The following is a 14585-nucleotide window of genomic DNA, read 5'->3' as shown; positions in this document are numbered from 1 at the left end:
CAGGGTCGGCGGTGCGGGGATCAGGTCAGAACGCCGGGAGCGAGTACCAGGCCTGGCCGGGGTCTTCGGCGTCGTCGCGCAGGACCGTGCCCTCGATCAGCCCGTACGGCCGGTCCGCCGCGTAGAACACCTCGTTGTCGTTCTCCAGCCCGAACGGCGAGAGGTCCACGACGAAGTGGTGCTTGTTCGGCATCGACAGCCGCACCTCCGCGACCTCCGGCCGTTCCTCCAGCACCGCCTCGCCCATGGCGTACAGCGTTTGCTGCAACGACAGTGAGTGCTTGGCCGCGAACGTCCGCAGCAGGACGCCGCGGATCTCCGCGAAGCTCTTGGCCCAGTCGATCCCGCTGCCCTGGTAGCGCCAGCGCGCGGTCACCGACGTGGCCAGGATCCGGTCGTTGACCTCCTTCAAGGTCGTGTACTTGTCGCGCGGGTAGCCGTGGAACTCCGAGCCCGTGGACTTCAGGACGACCAGGTCCTTCAAGCCCGACACGACCCAGGCCCGGTCGCCCTCCACCGTGACCGCGGTCGTCCGCTTCTCGTTCGAGCCTTGCACGAACGAGTGGTTGTTCTCCTCGATCCGGTTCCACGAGTGCTCGTCGATGAGGACGCGCGCGCCCGTGATGGCTTCCTGCGAGGACACGAAGTGGCGGCCGAGGCGCAGCGCGAAGTCCTCGATCTCGCCGACCGGGGCCTCCTTGGCGAAGGCGTAGACGGTGTTCTTCTGCGTGTCGGTGGCCAGGACCGCGGCGTTGTCGCCGGTCAGGTGGGTCTCGGCGAGGTCGCCGCGCAGCGAGGTGCCGACCGTCAGGTCCTTGATGGTGTGCACATCGCCGTCGCGGGTCACGGTGACGAGCCGGTTCTCCGCTTTGCCGTACTGGTTCGGGCCCAAGACGATGGCCATCGGTCAGCTCCCTTGCGTTTCGTGGGGGTGGAGCACCTTCCGCAGGCGCAGTGCGGCGATCTTGCGCAGCTCGCCGTTGACCACGCGCAGCTCGGTGCGCGGGTCGTTGGCCATGCGCGCGGCCAGGTCGTCCAACATCCGCTCGCCGCTCAAACCGGTGGCGCACACCAGGTAGATGTGCCCGAACCGCTCCTCGTACGCGGCGTTGGCCGCCTTGAGGCGGTCCGCGAGCGACTCGGCCACGCCGGACTGCTCGGCCGCCGACCACCGGGCGGACACGCCGCCGTGCTTCGCCTTCTCGCCGATGCGCGGGTGGCCCGCGATGGCGGCGTGCACCTCGTCGTCGGTGAGGGACGCGGCGGCGTCGGCGGCGGCGAGCAGCTCGTCCTCGCTCGCGTACGGGCGCCCGGCGAGGACGGCCTCGACCCACCGCGGCACGGCGAGGCATTCGGTGAGCAGCGGGCGGAGCTGCTCGGCCGGTGCGGAGTTGAACCCTTGCAGATCGGTCACCAGGGCTCCCTTTTTCTGTATCGCGGAAACTCATTTCCGCCATGAGGGACGGTACGAGCGGCCTCCGAGCGTGTCAACAGTCTTGCGCCGGTCCGCGAACCGTGCCTACTCTCTCGATGTACGGAAGATAGCTTCCGCATTGTGGAAGGAAGCCGAGAGATGCGGTACGACGTCAACCTGTCGATCCTGTTCACCGAGCTGCCGGTGCTGGAGCGGCCCGCCGCCGCCAAGGCGGCCGGGTTCGACGCGGTCGAGTTCTGGTGGCCGTTCGCCGAGGCCGTGCCCCCGACGGGCGAACTCGACGCGTTCGAGGCGGCGGTCCGGGACGCGGGCGTACGCCTGGTCGGCCTGAACTTCTTCGCGGGCGACCTGCCCGCCGGCGACCGGGGCCTGGTGGCGTGGCCCGGCCGCGAGGCGGAGTTCCGGGCGAACGTGGAGATCGCGGTGGGCCTCGCCGACCGCCTCGGCTGCCGCACCCTCAACGCGCTGCACGGCTGCTTCCCGACCACCCCGGCGGCCCTGGAGAACCTCCGCCACGCCGCCGACGTCGCCGCCGGGATCGGCGGGACGGTGGTCCTCGAACCCCTCTCGGCCGCGCCGGACTACCCGCTGCGCACCGCGGCGGACGCGCTGGCCGTGCTCGACGCGGCGGGCCGCGACAACCTCGCCCTGCTCGCCGACCTCTACCACCTGGCCGTCAACGGGGACGACCTCGACGCGCTCACCGCGCACGTCGACCGCATCGGGCACGTGCAGATCGCCGACGCGCCCGGCCGGGGCGAGCCCGGCACCGGGGACCTCGACCTCGACGGGCTGCTCGCGAAGCTCGACGCCGGCGGCTACCGCGGCTTCGTCGGCCTGGAGTACAAGGCCACCCGCTCCCGCGCCGGCGTCCCCGACTTCGACTGGCTCTTCGGACCTAAGGACAACGCATGAGCAGGATCGGATTCATCGGGCTGGGGATCATGGGCACGCCCATGGCCGCCCACCTCGCCGCCGCCGGCCACGACGTCACGGGCTTCGACCTCGACGCCGACGCCCTGGCCAGGCTGACCGCGGCGGGCGGCACGGCGGTCTCGAACGCGGCCGACGCGGCCCGGGACGCCGAGGTCGTCATCACCATGCTGCCCAACCACCCGCAGGTGGAAGAGGTCGTCCTGGGCACCGTGCTGGACGTGGTCGCCGAAGGCACGCTCCTGATCGACATGAGCACGATCCGCCCCGAGACCTCCCTCGCGATCGCCGAAGCGGCCGGGGGCAAGGGCGTGCGGGTGCTCGACGCCCCGGTGTCCGGCGGCGAGGCGGGCGCCAAGCAGGCCACGTTGTCGATCATGGTCGGCGGCGACGAGGCCGACTTCGCGGCGGCCCGGCCGATCTTCGAGGTGCTGGGCAAGACCGTCGTGCACGTGGGTCCGCACGGCGCGGGCCAGGTCGTGAAGGCGGCCAACCAGCTCATGGTCGGCGGCATCTACGCGCTGGTCGCGGAGGCCATCGTGCTGCTGGAGGCGTCCGGTGTGGACGCCAAGGCCGGCTTGGACGTGCTCGCCGGCGGCCTGGCCGCCAACCGCGTCCTGGACCTCAAGCGGGAGAGCATGGTCGCCCGCGAGTTCCAGCCGGGCTTCCGGATCGACCTGCACCACAAGGACATGGGCATCGCGCTGGCCGCCGCCCGCCAGGTCGACGTCGCGCTGCCCGTCACGGGCCTCATCGCCCAGCTCATCGCGTCCGCGCGCGCCCAGGGGTACGGCTCCCTGGACCACTCGGCGCTGCTCAAGGTCATCGAGAACTTCGCAGGGAGGGCCTGATGGCCAGGGTTCCCGTCATGCAGGCGGTCGTCGACGTCCTCAAGTCCGAGGGGATCGACACCGTGTTCGGCTGCCCCGGCGCGGCCATCCTCCCGCTCTACAAGGCGCTGGAGACCGACGGCACGATCGAGCACCTGATCGTCCGCCACGAGGAGGGGGCCACGCACATGGCCGACGGGTGGTCCCGCACCACCGGCAACGTCGGCGTCGCGATCGGCACCTCCGGCCCGGCCGGCACCAACATGATCACCGGCCTCTACACCGCGCAGGCCGACTCCGTGCCGATCCTGTGCATCACCGGCCAGGCGGCGACTTCCAAGCTGCACCAGGAGGCCTTCCAGGCGGTGGACATCGTGGCCATCGCCGCACCGGTCACCAAGTGGGCGGTGCAGGTCAAGGAGGCCGCGCAGGCGCCGTGGATCTTCCGCGAGGCCTTCCGGACCGCCCGCTCCGGCCGGCCCGGCCCGGTCCTCATCGACCTGCCGATCGACGTACAGAAGCAGGAGATCGAGTGGGACGCGGCCATCGACGCCCCGCTGCCGGTCGCCAGGCCCGAGCCGCACCCCGCGCGGGTCGAGCGGGCGCTGGAGATGCTGCTGGCCGCCGAACGCCCGCTGCTGCTCGCGGGCGGCGGCGTGATCCTCGCCGAGGCGGGGGAGGAGCTGCGGGCCCTGGCCGAGCACCTCCAGGTCCCGGTCCAGGCCACGCTGATGGGCAAGGGCGCGATCGACGAGGACCACCCGCTGTACGCGGGCATGACCGGCATCCAGACCTCCCAGCGCTACGGCAACGCCTCCTTCCTGGAGTCCGACCTGGTGCTGGCGCTGGGCGCGCGGTTCGGCGACCGGCACACCGGCGACCTGGCCACCTACCGGGGCGAGCGCAAGTTCATCCACGTGGACGTCGAGCCGACCCAGATCGGCAAGGTGTTCGGGCCGGACCTGGGTGTCGTGGCGGACGTGAAGCTGTTCCTGCAGGCGTTGTTGGAGCTTGCGCGTGAACGGGCGGCGGCATCCCCGAACGCCTGGACCGAGCGGTGCGCGGAGCTGAAGCGGACCCTGTTGCGGCGCGAGGACTTCGACACCGTCCCCGTCAAGGCTCCCCGGGTCTTCAAGGAGATCAACGAGTTCTACGGGCCGGACACGTACTTCGTCACCGCCATCGGGCTGTACCAGATCTGGTCGGGCCAGCACCAGAAGGCGCACAAGCCGCGGCACTACCAGGTGTGCGGCCAGGCCGGTCCGCTCGGCTGGGAGATCCCGGCGGCCATCGGCGTGAAGAAGGCGCTCAAGAACTCCGAGCCGGACGCCGAGGTGGTCGGCATCGTCGGCGACTACTCGTTCCAGTTCCTGGTCGAGGAGTTGGCCGTGGGCGCGCAGTACGACGTCCCGTTCGTGCTGATCATGTTGAACAACGAGTACCTGGGCCTGATCCGCATGGCCGAGGACCACGGCGGATACGACATGGAGTACGAGGTGGACATCCACTACGACACCAACGGCTCGGACAACGTCAAGATCATGGAGGCCTACGGGTGCTCCGGCACGCGGGTCACCGAACCGGGCCGCATCCGGGAGTCGCTGGAGTGGGCGCGCAAGGAGGCCGAGCGCACCAGCCGGCCGGTCCTGGTCGAGATCATGATCGAGCGCGAGGGCAACACCGCCAACGGCACGTCCATCGCGGCGATGCGCGAGTACGAGCCGCTGCCCTGATGGGTCACGTCGTCGTCGCGCCCGACAAGTTCAAGGGAACGCTGTCCGCCCCGCGGGTCGCCGCCGCGGTCGAGCGCGGCCTGCGGGAGGCGGTCCCGGGCCTGGCGGTGCGCAGCCTGCCGGTGGCCGACGGCGGTGACGGCACGGTCGACGCCGCCGTCGCCGCCGGCTTCCTGCGGGTCGGTCGGTGGGTGACCGGCCCGGTGGGCAAGCCGGTGGCGGCGAGCTTCGCCGTGCGCGGAGCGACCGCCGTGGTCGAGGTGGCCTCGGCGGCGGGGCTGGCGCTGCTGGACGAGCCGGCCCCGCTCACCGCCACCAGCCGGGGCGTGGGCGAGTTGCTGGTCAGCGCGGTGGACTCGGGCGCCCGGCGGATCGTGCTCGGGGTCGGCGGCAGCGCGTGCACCGACGGCGGTCGCGGGATGCTCGAAGCCATCGGCGACCGTGACTTCGCCGACGTGGAAGTGGTGCTGGCCAGCGATGTGGACAACCCGCTGCTCGGGCCGTCCGGGGCGGCGGCGGTGTACGGGCCGCAGAAGGGCGCCACCCCCGAGCAGGTCGAGGTGCTGGAGGAGCGGTTGGCGCGGTTCGCCGAGGAGGTCGGGCCGGAGTACGCCGACGTGCCGGGCGCGGGCGCGGCCGGCGGCATCGGGTTCGCCGCGCTGGCCGCGCTGGGCGCGTCCCGGCGGCCCGGCATCGAGGTGGTGCTGGAGCTGGTGGGGTTCGCCGAAGCGGTCGCCGGCGCCCGGCTGGTGGTCACCGGCGAGGGGTCGCTGGACGCCCAGACCCGCCACGGCAAGGCCCCGGCGGGGGTGGCGTCGGCGGCGGGGTCCGTGCCCACGGTCGCCGTCGCCGGCCGGACCTCGATCGACCCCGCCGAGCTGGGTCTGCGCGGCGCGTACGCGCTGCTGGACGTGGAGCCCGACCTGACCCGCTGCCTGGCCGAGCCGGAGCCGCTGCTGGAGCGGCTGGCCGGTCGCATCGCCGCCGACTGGCTGGGAGAGTGACCCGCATGGACCTGGTGTTCCGCGCGAGCAGGGTGATCACGCCGCAGGGCGAGCGGGCGGCCGACGTCGGTGTCCGGGACGGGCGGATCGAGGCCGTCACCGGGCCCGACGAGCTGTCCGGCGACCGGGTGGTGGAGCTGGCCGAGGACGAGGTGCTGCTGCCCGGTCTGGTGGACACGCACGTCCACGTCAACGACCCGGGCCGCAGCGAGTGGGAGGGGTTCCCGACCGCGACCCGCGCGGCGGCGGCCGGCGGCGTGACGACCATCGTGGACATGCCGCTCAACAGCCTGCCGCCGACCACGTCGGTGGCGGCGCTGGAGGTCAAGCGCAAGTCCGCCGAGGGCAACGCCCACGTGGACGTCGGGTTCTGGGGCGGGATCGTGCCCGGCAACGCGGCCGACCTCGTGCCGCTGCACGAGGCCGGGGTGTTCGGGTTCAAGTGCTTCCTCATCCACTCCGGCGTCGACGAGTTCCCGCACGTCGAGGATGACGAGCTGCGGGCGGCGCTGCGCGAGCTGCGGACCGTGGACGCGTTGACCATCGTGCACGCCGAGCACCCGGGCCACGTGACCGAGTCCGGTCCCGGCTACCGCGACTTCCTGGCGTCCCGGCCGCACCACGCCGAGGGGCAGGCGATCAGCGGCCTCCTGGAGGCGGCCCGGGAGACCGACGCCCGCGTCCACGTGCTGCACCTGTCCAGCGGGGAGGCGTTGCCGGCGCTGCGGGAAGCCCGCGCTTCGGGGCTGCGCGTGACGGCCGAGACGTGCCCGCACTACCTGACCTTCATCGCGGAGGAGATCGGCGACCGGGCCACGCACTTCAAGTGCTGCCCGCCGATCCGCGACGCGGCCAACCGCGAACTGCTGTGGCGGGGCCTCGCGGACGGGCTGGTGGACCTGGTCGTCAGCGACCACTCGCCGTGCACGCCGGAGTTGAAGGAGGGCGACTTCGCCACCGCGTGGGGCGGGATCGCGAGCCTGCAGCTGGGCCTGCCGGCCGTGTGGACGCAGGCCCGGCAGCGCGGCCACGCCCTCACCGACGTGGTCCGCTGGATGGCCACCGCCCCGGCCGACCTGGTCGGGCTGACCCGCAAGGGCGCGATCGCTCCCGGTCGCGACGCCGACCTCGCCGTGTTCGCGCCGGACGACGCCTTCGTCGTGGACCGCGCGAAGCTGCACCACCGCAACCCCGTCACGCCCTACCACGGCCGCCCGCTGGCGGGGGTCGTGCGGCAGACGTGGTTGCGGGGCAACAGGATCACCGGAGACCGGCCCACCGGCCGGCTGCTGAGCAGAGGAGACGCATGACACCCACCTGGACCCGGCTGCCCGACCTGGCTTCCCGCGCGGTCGGCGGGAGCGTGGTGTGGGCCAACGACGAGCTGTTCGCCGAGCGGGAGAACCTGATCACCCCGGCGGAGGCCGAGTACCGGCCCCACACGTTCGGCCACAAGGGGCAGGTCTACGACGGGTGGGAGACCCGGCGGCGGCGCGAGCCGGGTTCGGACAGCGCCGTGGTGCGGCTGGGGATGCCCGGCGTGGTGCGCGGGGTCGTGGTGGACACGGCGTGGTTCAAGGGCAACTACCCGCCGTTCGCGAGCGTCGAGGGCACGCACGCGCCGGGTTACCCGAGCCCGGACGAGCTGACCGGGTGGGAGCCGCTGGTGCCCAAGTCGCCCCTCGGCGGCGACCGCAAGCACTACTTCGACGTGGACGTGGAACGCCGGTACACGCACGTCCGCCTGACCATCCACCCCGACGGCGGTGTGGCCCGGCTGCGGGTGCACGGCTCGCCCGTACCCGACCCGGCGTTGCTGCTCCCGGGCGCTCTCGACCTGGCCGCGCTGGAGAACGGCGCGGCGGTCGCCGGGTGCAGCAACGACTTCTTCGGCCGGCCCGGCAACCTGATCTCGCCCGGCGACGCCGCCTCGATGGGCGAGGGCTGGGAGACCGCCCGCCGGCGTGAAGAGGGCAACGAGTGGGTGGAGATCGCCCTCGCCGCGCCCGGTGTCGTGCACCTGGCGGAACTGGACACCACCCACTTCAAGGGCAACGCGCCGGGCTGGGCGTCCGTGCGCGGCCGGGACGCCCGCAAGGACCCGGACGAGTGGTTCGACCTGCTCCCGCTCACCCGCCTGCAACCCGACACCCGGCACCGCTTCCGCGTGGAGGGCCCGGAGGCCACCCACGCGCGCCTCGACATCCACCCGGACGGCGGCATGGCCCGGATGCGGCTGTTCGGCTCCCTCACCGCCGCAGGCCTCGACCAGCTCACCGCCCGGTACGACGAACTCACCCGTTAGTGCGCGGTCGTCAGCCTTCGGACTGACGCCGTCTGCGACTTCAGTCGGTTGTGCGCCAGTTCACGCCCCTGGAAGCCTGCGGTCACCCCAAAGGGTGACTGAACGGTGACAGGAACTAGGGAGGAACCTGTGCGACCGATCTTCCGAGCGTTGGGCGGTGTCGGCGCGGCGGTGGCGCTCGTCGCCGGCACCGCGTCGGTCGCGTCCGCGGACCCCGCGGACGCGACGCCGCTCGACGCCGACGTCCAGGCGCTCGCCGCGCCGATCGACTGGAAGCCGTGCCCCGAGCTGCCCGAGGTGGAGTGCGGCACGCTCAAGCTGCCGATCGACTGGGCGAACCCGCGCGGCGAGAAGTTCGACCTCGCCGTGGCGCGGCGCAAGGCCCTCGACCCCGCCAAGCGGATCGGGGCCATGGTGATCAACCCGGGCGGGCCCGGCGGGTCCGGCGTGGACTTCGCGCTGTTCGCGAACCGGTTCTTCAGCAAGGACGTCCAGGACCGCTTCGACATCGTCGGCTTCGACCCGCGCGGCGTCGCGCGCAGCGCCCCGGTGAAGTGCTCGCTGGAGGTGCTGGAGAAGCAGGTGTCGATCTACCCGGCCGACCAGGCCGAGTTCGACGCCCTCGCCCGGTACAACCGCGAGCTGGCCGCCGACTGCCGCAAGCACAGCGGTCCGATCTACGACCACGCCGACACCATCGCGGTCACCAACGACATCGACGCGCTGCGCCGCGCGCTCGGCGAGCGCAAGATCAACTACTACGGCGTGTCGTACGGGACGTTGATCGGCCAGCAGTACGCCGAGCGCTACGGCCGCAACATCCGCGCCATGGTCATCGACTCGAACATGGACCACAGCCTGGGGACGTGGCGGTTCAACGAGACCGAGGCGGTGGCGGCGGAGGACGCGTTCACCGAGTTCGTGAAGTGGTGCGAGCGGACCCCGTCCTGCGCGCTGCACGGCCGTGACGTGGCGAAGTTCTGGGACGACCTCCTGGCCCGCGCCGACCGCGGCGAGATCACCGCGCCGGGCGACCCGAGCCGCAAGATCCCGGCGGACCTGATCATCGGCAACGCCTTCGGCGCGTTCTACGGCCCGGACTGGGCCCCGCTGGCGGAGTGGCTCCTGGCCCTGTCGGGCGGCGGCGCCGCGCCGACGGGCTTCGCGGCCGAGCCGGAGACGGTGAACAACCCGTTCCCGGCGGTGTTCTGCCAGGACTGGGCGATGCGCGTGAAGAACCACCGCGAGATGGCGGCGCTGGTCGCGCGGGCGAACCAGTTGGCCCCGCACATGCGCGGTTCCTCCCTGGGGCACTACGCGATCGCCGGCTGCGTCGGCCTGCCGGAGAAGGTGAACAACCCGCAGCACCGGCTGCGCATCAAGCACGCGCCGAAGATCCTGATGATGAACGCCCTGCACGACCCGGCGACGGGCTACGAGTGGGCCGTCAACGCCCACCGGCAGAGCCGCGACACCACGGTCCTGCTGACGTACGAGGGCTGGGGCCACGGCGTGTACGACCGGAGCGCCTGCACGACGGGGGCGACGGACAAGTACCTGATCGAGCTGAAGACCCCGCGCGACGGCACCCGCTGCGCGGCGGTCGAACCGCAGCCGTCCCTGACGACGGCGGAAACCGGCGGCGGCCAGCGCCCCGCGGGCCCGAAGCCGGGCCTGCCCGGTTGGCGAATCTGACCGCACACCGCGCGACACGCGCACTGCGCGATACGCGCACTGCGCTATACCGGCACTCCGAACGGGCCGTCCCTCCTGGGGCGGCCCGTTCGCTCGCCCAGCCGCCCCCTGCCCAGCCCTCGCCCAACTGCCGCCTTGCCCAGCCCCGCCCTGCCCGCCCCGCCCCGCCCGCCCTGCCCGCGCCGCCCTGCTCGCGCCGAGCGGGGCTTGTGCGGGCAGGCGAGGGCTTGCGTGCCGGGTCGGGCGGGCTTGTGCGGAGTCGAGCAGGGCTTGTGCGGGGGTGGAAGCCGATCTGTGCCCAGTCCGCACCGTCCGTCACCACGCCCCCACCGGGCCCCCGCGCCAGCCACCCGAAGAGCGACCGCCCACCCCACCGTCCGTCACCGCGCACAGCCCGGCCCCCCGACCTGGTTGCACCCGAAAACCGTCCCTTCAAGCGTGTGAAACGTGCCCGTAACACCAGCCCCCGGACAGTTCACCCGCGCGAAACCTGGCACGTGACCGCGCGAAACAGGACATCCCGATGCTCCTCCGCAACCGACGTGCAGTGGAGGTCGACGTGGATACAGGGGACACCGCCTGGTTGCTCACCAGCTCCGCACTGGTGCTGCTGATGACCCCCGGACTTGCCTTCTTCTACGGGGGCATGGTCCGGTCCAAGAGTGTGCTCAACATGATGATGATGAGCCTGGGCGCGATCGGCGTGGTCGGTGTGCTCTGGGTGTTGGTCGGCTATTCCACCGCGTTCGGCACCGATGTCGGGGCCGGGCTGCTGGGCAAGCCGTTCGAGTTCTTCGGCCTGGACGGCCTGCTGGGCAAGGAGGCCCTCTCGGGCACCGTGCCGGCCACCGTCTTCGTCGCCTTCCAGGCGATGTTCGCGATCATCACCGTCGCCCTGATCTCGGGCGCGATCGCGGACCGCGCCCGGTTCGGTCCGTGGCTGCTGTTCGCCGGCCTGTGGGCGCTGGTCGTCTACTTCCCGGTCGCGCACTGGGTGTTCGACTTCGACGGCAAGGACGCCGACGGCAACGTCATCGACCCCGGCGGCTGGATCGCCAACAAGCTCCTCGCGATCGACTTCGCGGGCGGCACGGCCGTCCACATCAACGCCGGTGCGGCGGGTCTCGCCCTGGCGATCGTGCTGGGCAAGCGCGTCGGCTGGCCCAAGGACCGCATGAAGCCGCACAGCCTGCCGCTGGTCGTCCTCGGCGCCGGCCTGCTGTGGTTCGGCTGGTTCGGCTTCAACGCGGGCTCCGCGCTCGCCGCGAACACCACCGCCGGCGTCACCTTCGTCAACACCCTGGTCGCCACGTCCGCCGCCATGCTCGGCTGGCTCGTGGTCGAGCGCGTCCGCGACGGCAACGCCACCACGCTGGGCGCGGCCTCGGGCATCGTCGCCGGCCTGGTCGCGATCACCCCGGCCTGCTCCGCCGTGACCCCGCTGGGCGCCATCGCGATCGGCGCGATCACCGGCGCGCTGTGCGCCCTGGCGGTCAGCCTGAAGTACCGCTTCGGCTTCGACGACTCGCTCGACGTGGTCGGCGTCCACCTGGTCGGCGGCCTGTCCGGCACCATCCTGATCGGCTTCTTCGCCAGCTCCGCGGCCCCGGCGGGCGTCAACGGCCTCTTCTACGGTGGCGGCGTGGACCAGTTGTGGCGGCAGGCGGTGGGCGCGCTGGCCGTGCTCGCGTACTCCTTCGTCCTGAGCCTGGTCCTGGGCTACCTGGTGAAGCTGGTCGTCGGCTTCCGCGCCGACGAGGAGGCCGAGGTGGGCGGCATCGACGAGGCCGAGCACGCGGAGACCGCGTACGAGTTCGGCAGCGGCCTCGGTTCGCGTGGCAACACCAAGCCGAGTGTCGCCGCCGGCGCCACCGCGGTCCTTGAGGGGAGCACCAAGTCATGAAGCTGGTCACCGCCATCATCAAGCCGTTCACCCTGGACGACGTGAAGGCGTCGCTGGAGCAGCTGGGCGTGCTGGGCATGACCGTCAGCGAGGTCCAGGGCTACGGCCGCCAGAAGGGCCACACCGAGGTCTACCGGGGCGCCGAGTACGCCGTGGACTTCGTGCCCAAGCTGCGCGTCGAGGTGCTCATCGACGACGCCGCCGTGGACAAGGTGCTGGACGCGGTGGTCGAGGCCGCCCGCACCGGCAAGATCGGCGACGGGAAGGTCTGGGTGACCCCGGTCGACACGGTCATCCGGGTCCGGACCGGGGAGCGCGGCACCGACGCGCTGTAGAGATGGGGGACGGCCGTATGGACAACGCCGAGGCGGCCGTCGTCACGGCTGACGACCTGGTGCGAGCGAGGGACCGCCTGCTCGCGCCAGGTCGGCGCCGTCTGACGGGGGAGTCGTTGCGCGAGGCGCTGGTGGACCTGCACGAGTTCTGGCTCACCGCCCACGCCTCGCAGGCTGGGGTGGGTGGACCGGGCAGCGGGCTGGCCCTGGTCGCCGTGGGGGGACTGGGCCGGCGCGAGCTGGTGCCGTACTCCGACCTCGACCTTCTCCTGGTGCACAACGGGCACAAGGGTGTGGACGAGGTCGCGGAGAAGCTCTGGTACCCGTTGTGGAACTCGGGGATCGGGCTGGACCACTCGGTGCGCACGGTCGGCGAGGCGCTGCGCGTCGCCGCCGGGGACCTGCGCACCGCGTTGGGGTTGTTGGACATCCGGCACATCGCCGGGGACACCGAGATCAGCACCCGGCTCGCGGACAGCGCGCGCCAGGCGTGGCGGTCGGGCGTGCGGACCCGGCTGGACGAGATGGCCGAGTCGGCGCAACGCCGGTGGGCGCGCAGCGGCGAGATCGCGCACCGCGTGGAGCCGGACCTCAAGCACGGCCGGGGCGGGCTGCGGGACGTGACGCTGCTGGACGCGTTGTCGGCCGCGCAGTTGACCGACCGGCCGTCGGCCGAGGTGAACGAGGCCCGCAAGCTGCTGCTGGACGTGCGCACCGAGCTGCGCCGGGTGGCCCGCAAGCCGCGGGACGTGCTGCGCGCGCAGGACGGTGACGAGGTCGCGGCGGCACTGGGCCTGGCCGACCGGTTCCAGTTGGCGCGCGCGATGTCGTCGGCCGCCCGCACGATCGTGTACGCGGTGGACGTGGCCATGCGCACGGCTCGCGCGGCCGTGCCGAAGCGGGGCTTGGGCGTGTTCGCCCGCTCTCCGCTGCGCCGCCAGCCCGCGCGCCGCCCGTTGGACGAAGGCGTGGTGCTGCACGGCACCGAGGTCGCGCTCGCCCGTGACGCGGTGCCCAGCCGGGACCCGGCGCTGCTGCTGCGCGTGGCCACCGCCGCCGCCCGCAGCAAGCACCCGATCGCGGCGGGAACGCTGGCCAAGCTCGCCGACTCCGCGCCCGAACTGCGCCAGCCGTGGCCACGCGAGGCCCGCGAGGAGCTGCTGGCGCTGCTGGGCAGCGGAACGGGCCTGATCGACGTGGTCGAGGCCCTGGACCGGACCGGGCTGTGGGGCCGGCTCTTCCCGGAGTGGGGCGCGGTGCGCGACCTGCCGCCGCGCGACGCCGCGCACGTCTGGACCGTGGACCGGCACCTGGTGCAGACGACCGCGCACGCCGCCCGCCTGGTCACCACGGTGTCCCGCCCGGACCTGCTGCTGCTCGGCGCGCTGCTGCACGACATCGGCAAGGGCAGGCAGCAAGACCACTCCGAGGTGGGCGCGGCCCTGACCACCCAGGTCGCCGAACGGCTGGGCCTGTGGCCGCAGGACGTCGCCACGCTCACCGCGCTGGTCCGCCACCACCTGCTGCTGCCGCACACCGCGACCCGGCGCGACGTCGAGGACGAGGCGACCGTGCGCCGCGTCGTGGACACCCTCGGCGGCGACCCGGTGCTGCTGGAACTGCTGTACGCGCTGGCCGAGTCCGACGCCATCGCGACCGGTCCGGGCGTGTGGTCGGACTGGAAGGCGTCCCTGGTCGGCGACCTGGTGGCGCGCTGCCGGGCGGCGATGGCGGGCGACCCGCTGCCCAAGCCGGAGCCGTTGGACCAGCGGCAACAGGACCTGGCGGCGGCCGTGCTGGCGTCCGGGAAGCCGGACGTCCTGATCGACCCGGGCGACCACGCGGCGACCGTCACCGTGGTGGCCCCGGACCGGCCGGGTCTGCTGTCGCGGGCGGCGGGCGTGCTGGCGTTGAACTCGTTGGAGGTCCACTCGGCGGTCCTCGGCTCGCATGAAGGGGCGGCGGTGGACGTGTTCACCGTGTCCCCGAGGTTCGGGTCGCTGCCCGACGTGACCCTGTTGCGCGAGCAGTTGACGCGCGCGGTGGACGGGTCGCTGCCGTTGGCGGACAAGCTGGCCGCCAAGGAACGCGACTACGGCGGCCCGCCGCAGGACCCGCCCCCGCCGAAGGTGCTGTGGTTCGACGACGAGGCCTCGGGTTCGGTGGTCATGGAGCTGCGCGCGGCGGACCGGATCGGGCTGCTGCACCACGTGGCCGACGCGCTGGAGCAGTCCGGTGTGGACGTCGTGTGGGCCCGGGTGTCCACATTGGGCTCGACGGTCGTGGATTCCTTCGCCATCACCACTTCCGGGGTCCTGGACGCGGCTCTGCGCAAGAAGATCGAACGCGCCGTCCTGGTAGCCGCCCGCTGAGGGGATGCGTAGGTCTACGCACAACCGATCGGGGGTGCTC

Annotated in this window: 12 protein-coding genes; 10 read left to right on the top strand and 2 right to left on the bottom strand. The window is 72.5% G+C overall.

Features of this window, described 5'->3' with window-relative positions:
• Nucleotides 1-25 precede the first annotated feature (25 nt).
• Complete coding sequence (gene pucL, locus AB0A74_RS27825; RefSeq protein WP_358253913.1) at nt 26-904, bottom strand: factor-independent urate hydroxylase; 879 nt, start codon at nt 902-904, stop codon at nt 26-28.
• A 3-nt stretch (nt 905-907) separates the two neighbouring features.
• Nucleotides 908-1417 carry a 2-oxo-4-hydroxy-4-carboxy-5-ureidoimidazoline decarboxylase gene (gene uraD, locus AB0A74_RS27820; protein WP_358253942.1) on the bottom strand — a complete coding sequence of 170 codons (510 nt, stop codon included), beginning with the start codon at nt 1415-1417 and terminating at the stop codon, nt 908-910.
• A 156-nt stretch (nt 1418-1573) separates the two neighbouring features.
• Between uraD and AB0A74_RS27815 the strand changes: the two genes are divergently transcribed.
• The 10 genes from AB0A74_RS27815 to AB0A74_RS27770 all read left to right on the top strand — a co-directional run bounded on the left by AB0A74_RS27815 (nt 1574) and on the right by AB0A74_RS27770 (nt 14545).
• The gene (locus AB0A74_RS27815) at nt 1574-2350 is read left to right on the top strand and encodes a TIM barrel protein (protein ID WP_358253911.1); all 777 of its coding nucleotides are present in this window, start codon (nt 1574-1576) and stop codon (nt 2348-2350) included.
• Nucleotides 2347-3219, top strand: coding sequence for a 2-hydroxy-3-oxopropionate reductase (locus AB0A74_RS27810; protein ID WP_358253910.1), 873 nt, complete (start codon nt 2347-2349; stop codon nt 3217-3219). Before AB0A74_RS27815 ends, AB0A74_RS27810 begins: the two co-directional genes overlap by 4 nt.
• Entirely contained in the window at nt 3219-4931 is a 1713-nt protein-coding gene (gene gcl, locus AB0A74_RS27805; protein WP_358253909.1) for a glyoxylate carboligase, read from the top strand. The genes AB0A74_RS27810 and gcl overlap by 1 nt, the downstream gene beginning before the upstream one ends.
• A complete protein-coding gene (locus AB0A74_RS27800; RefSeq protein WP_358253908.1) occupies nt 4931-5935 on the top strand; it encodes a glycerate kinase in 1005 nt (334 codons plus the stop codon). The genes gcl and AB0A74_RS27800 overlap by 1 nt, the downstream gene beginning before the upstream one ends.
• 5 nt (nt 5936-5940) lie before the next feature.
• Nucleotides 5941-7245: an allantoinase AllB gene (gene allB, locus AB0A74_RS27795; RefSeq protein WP_358253906.1), complete on the top strand. Its 1305-nt coding sequence runs from the start codon at nt 5941-5943 to the stop codon at nt 7243-7245.
• Nucleotides 7242-8240 carry an allantoicase gene (alc, locus tag AB0A74_RS27790; RefSeq protein ID WP_358253904.1) on the top strand — a complete coding sequence of 333 codons (999 nt, stop codon included), beginning with the start codon at nt 7242-7244 and terminating at the stop codon, nt 8238-8240. Before allB ends, alc begins: the two co-directional genes overlap by 4 nt.
• 129 nt (nt 8241-8369) lie before the next feature.
• Nucleotides 8370-9935 (top strand): alpha/beta hydrolase, encoded by a 1566-nt coding sequence (locus tag AB0A74_RS27785; RefSeq protein ID WP_358253902.1) that lies wholly within the window; start codon nt 8370-8372, stop codon nt 9933-9935.
• Nucleotides 9936-10494: 559 nt separating this feature from the next.
• Nucleotides 10495-11838: an ammonium transporter gene (locus AB0A74_RS27780; protein WP_358253900.1), complete on the top strand. Its 1344-nt coding sequence runs from the start codon at nt 10495-10497 to the stop codon at nt 11836-11838.
• Nucleotides 11835-12173 (top strand): P-II family nitrogen regulator, encoded by a 339-nt coding sequence (locus AB0A74_RS27775; RefSeq protein ID WP_309113990.1) that lies wholly within the window; start codon nt 11835-11837, stop codon nt 12171-12173. The genes AB0A74_RS27780 and AB0A74_RS27775 overlap by 4 nt, the downstream gene beginning before the upstream one ends.
• Nucleotides 12174-12190: 17 nt before the next feature.
• Nucleotides 12191-14545, top strand: a complete 2355-nt coding sequence (locus AB0A74_RS27770; protein WP_358253898.1) for a [protein-PII] uridylyltransferase — start codon at nt 12191-12193, stop codon at nt 14543-14545.
• Nucleotides 14546-14585 lie beyond the last annotated feature (40 nt).

Source organism: Saccharothrix sp. NPDC042600, from assembly GCF_040647305.1.
GTDB lineage: Bacteria > Actinomycetota > Actinomycetes > Mycobacteriales > Pseudonocardiaceae > Actinosynnema > Actinosynnema mutabilis.
Note: the sequence above shows the minus strand (reverse complement) of the source record. Positions and strands in the feature narration are given on the sequence as shown.

Coding starts and splice junctions, on each gene's coding strand:
- AB0A74_RS27800 (WP_358253908.1), top strand. CDS start 4,931: ATGGGTCACGTCGTCGTCGCGCCCGACAAGTTCAAGGGAACGCTGTCC.
- alc (WP_358253904.1), top strand. CDS start 7,242: ATGACACCCACCTGGACCCGGCTGCCCGACCTGGCTTCCCGCGCGGTC.
- allB (WP_358253906.1), top strand. CDS start 5,941: ATGGACCTGGTGTTCCGCGCGAGCAGGGTGATCACGCCGCAGGGCGAG.
- AB0A74_RS27770 (WP_358253898.1), top strand. CDS start 12,191: ATGGACAACGCCGAGGCGGCCGTCGTCACGGCTGACGACCTGGTGCGA.
- AB0A74_RS27775 (WP_309113990.1), top strand. CDS start 11,835: ATGAAGCTGGTCACCGCCATCATCAAGCCGTTCACCCTGGACGACGTG.
- AB0A74_RS27815 (WP_358253911.1), top strand. CDS start 1,574: ATGCGGTACGACGTCAACCTGTCGATCCTGTTCACCGAGCTGCCGGTG.
- AB0A74_RS27810 (WP_358253910.1), top strand. CDS start 2,347: ATGAGCAGGATCGGATTCATCGGGCTGGGGATCATGGGCACGCCCATG.
- gcl (WP_358253909.1), top strand. CDS start 3,219: ATGGCCAGGGTTCCCGTCATGCAGGCGGTCGTCGACGTCCTCAAGTCC.
- pucL (WP_358253913.1), bottom strand. CDS start 904: ATGGCCATCGTCTTGGGCCCGAACCAGTACGGCAAAGCGGAGAACCGG.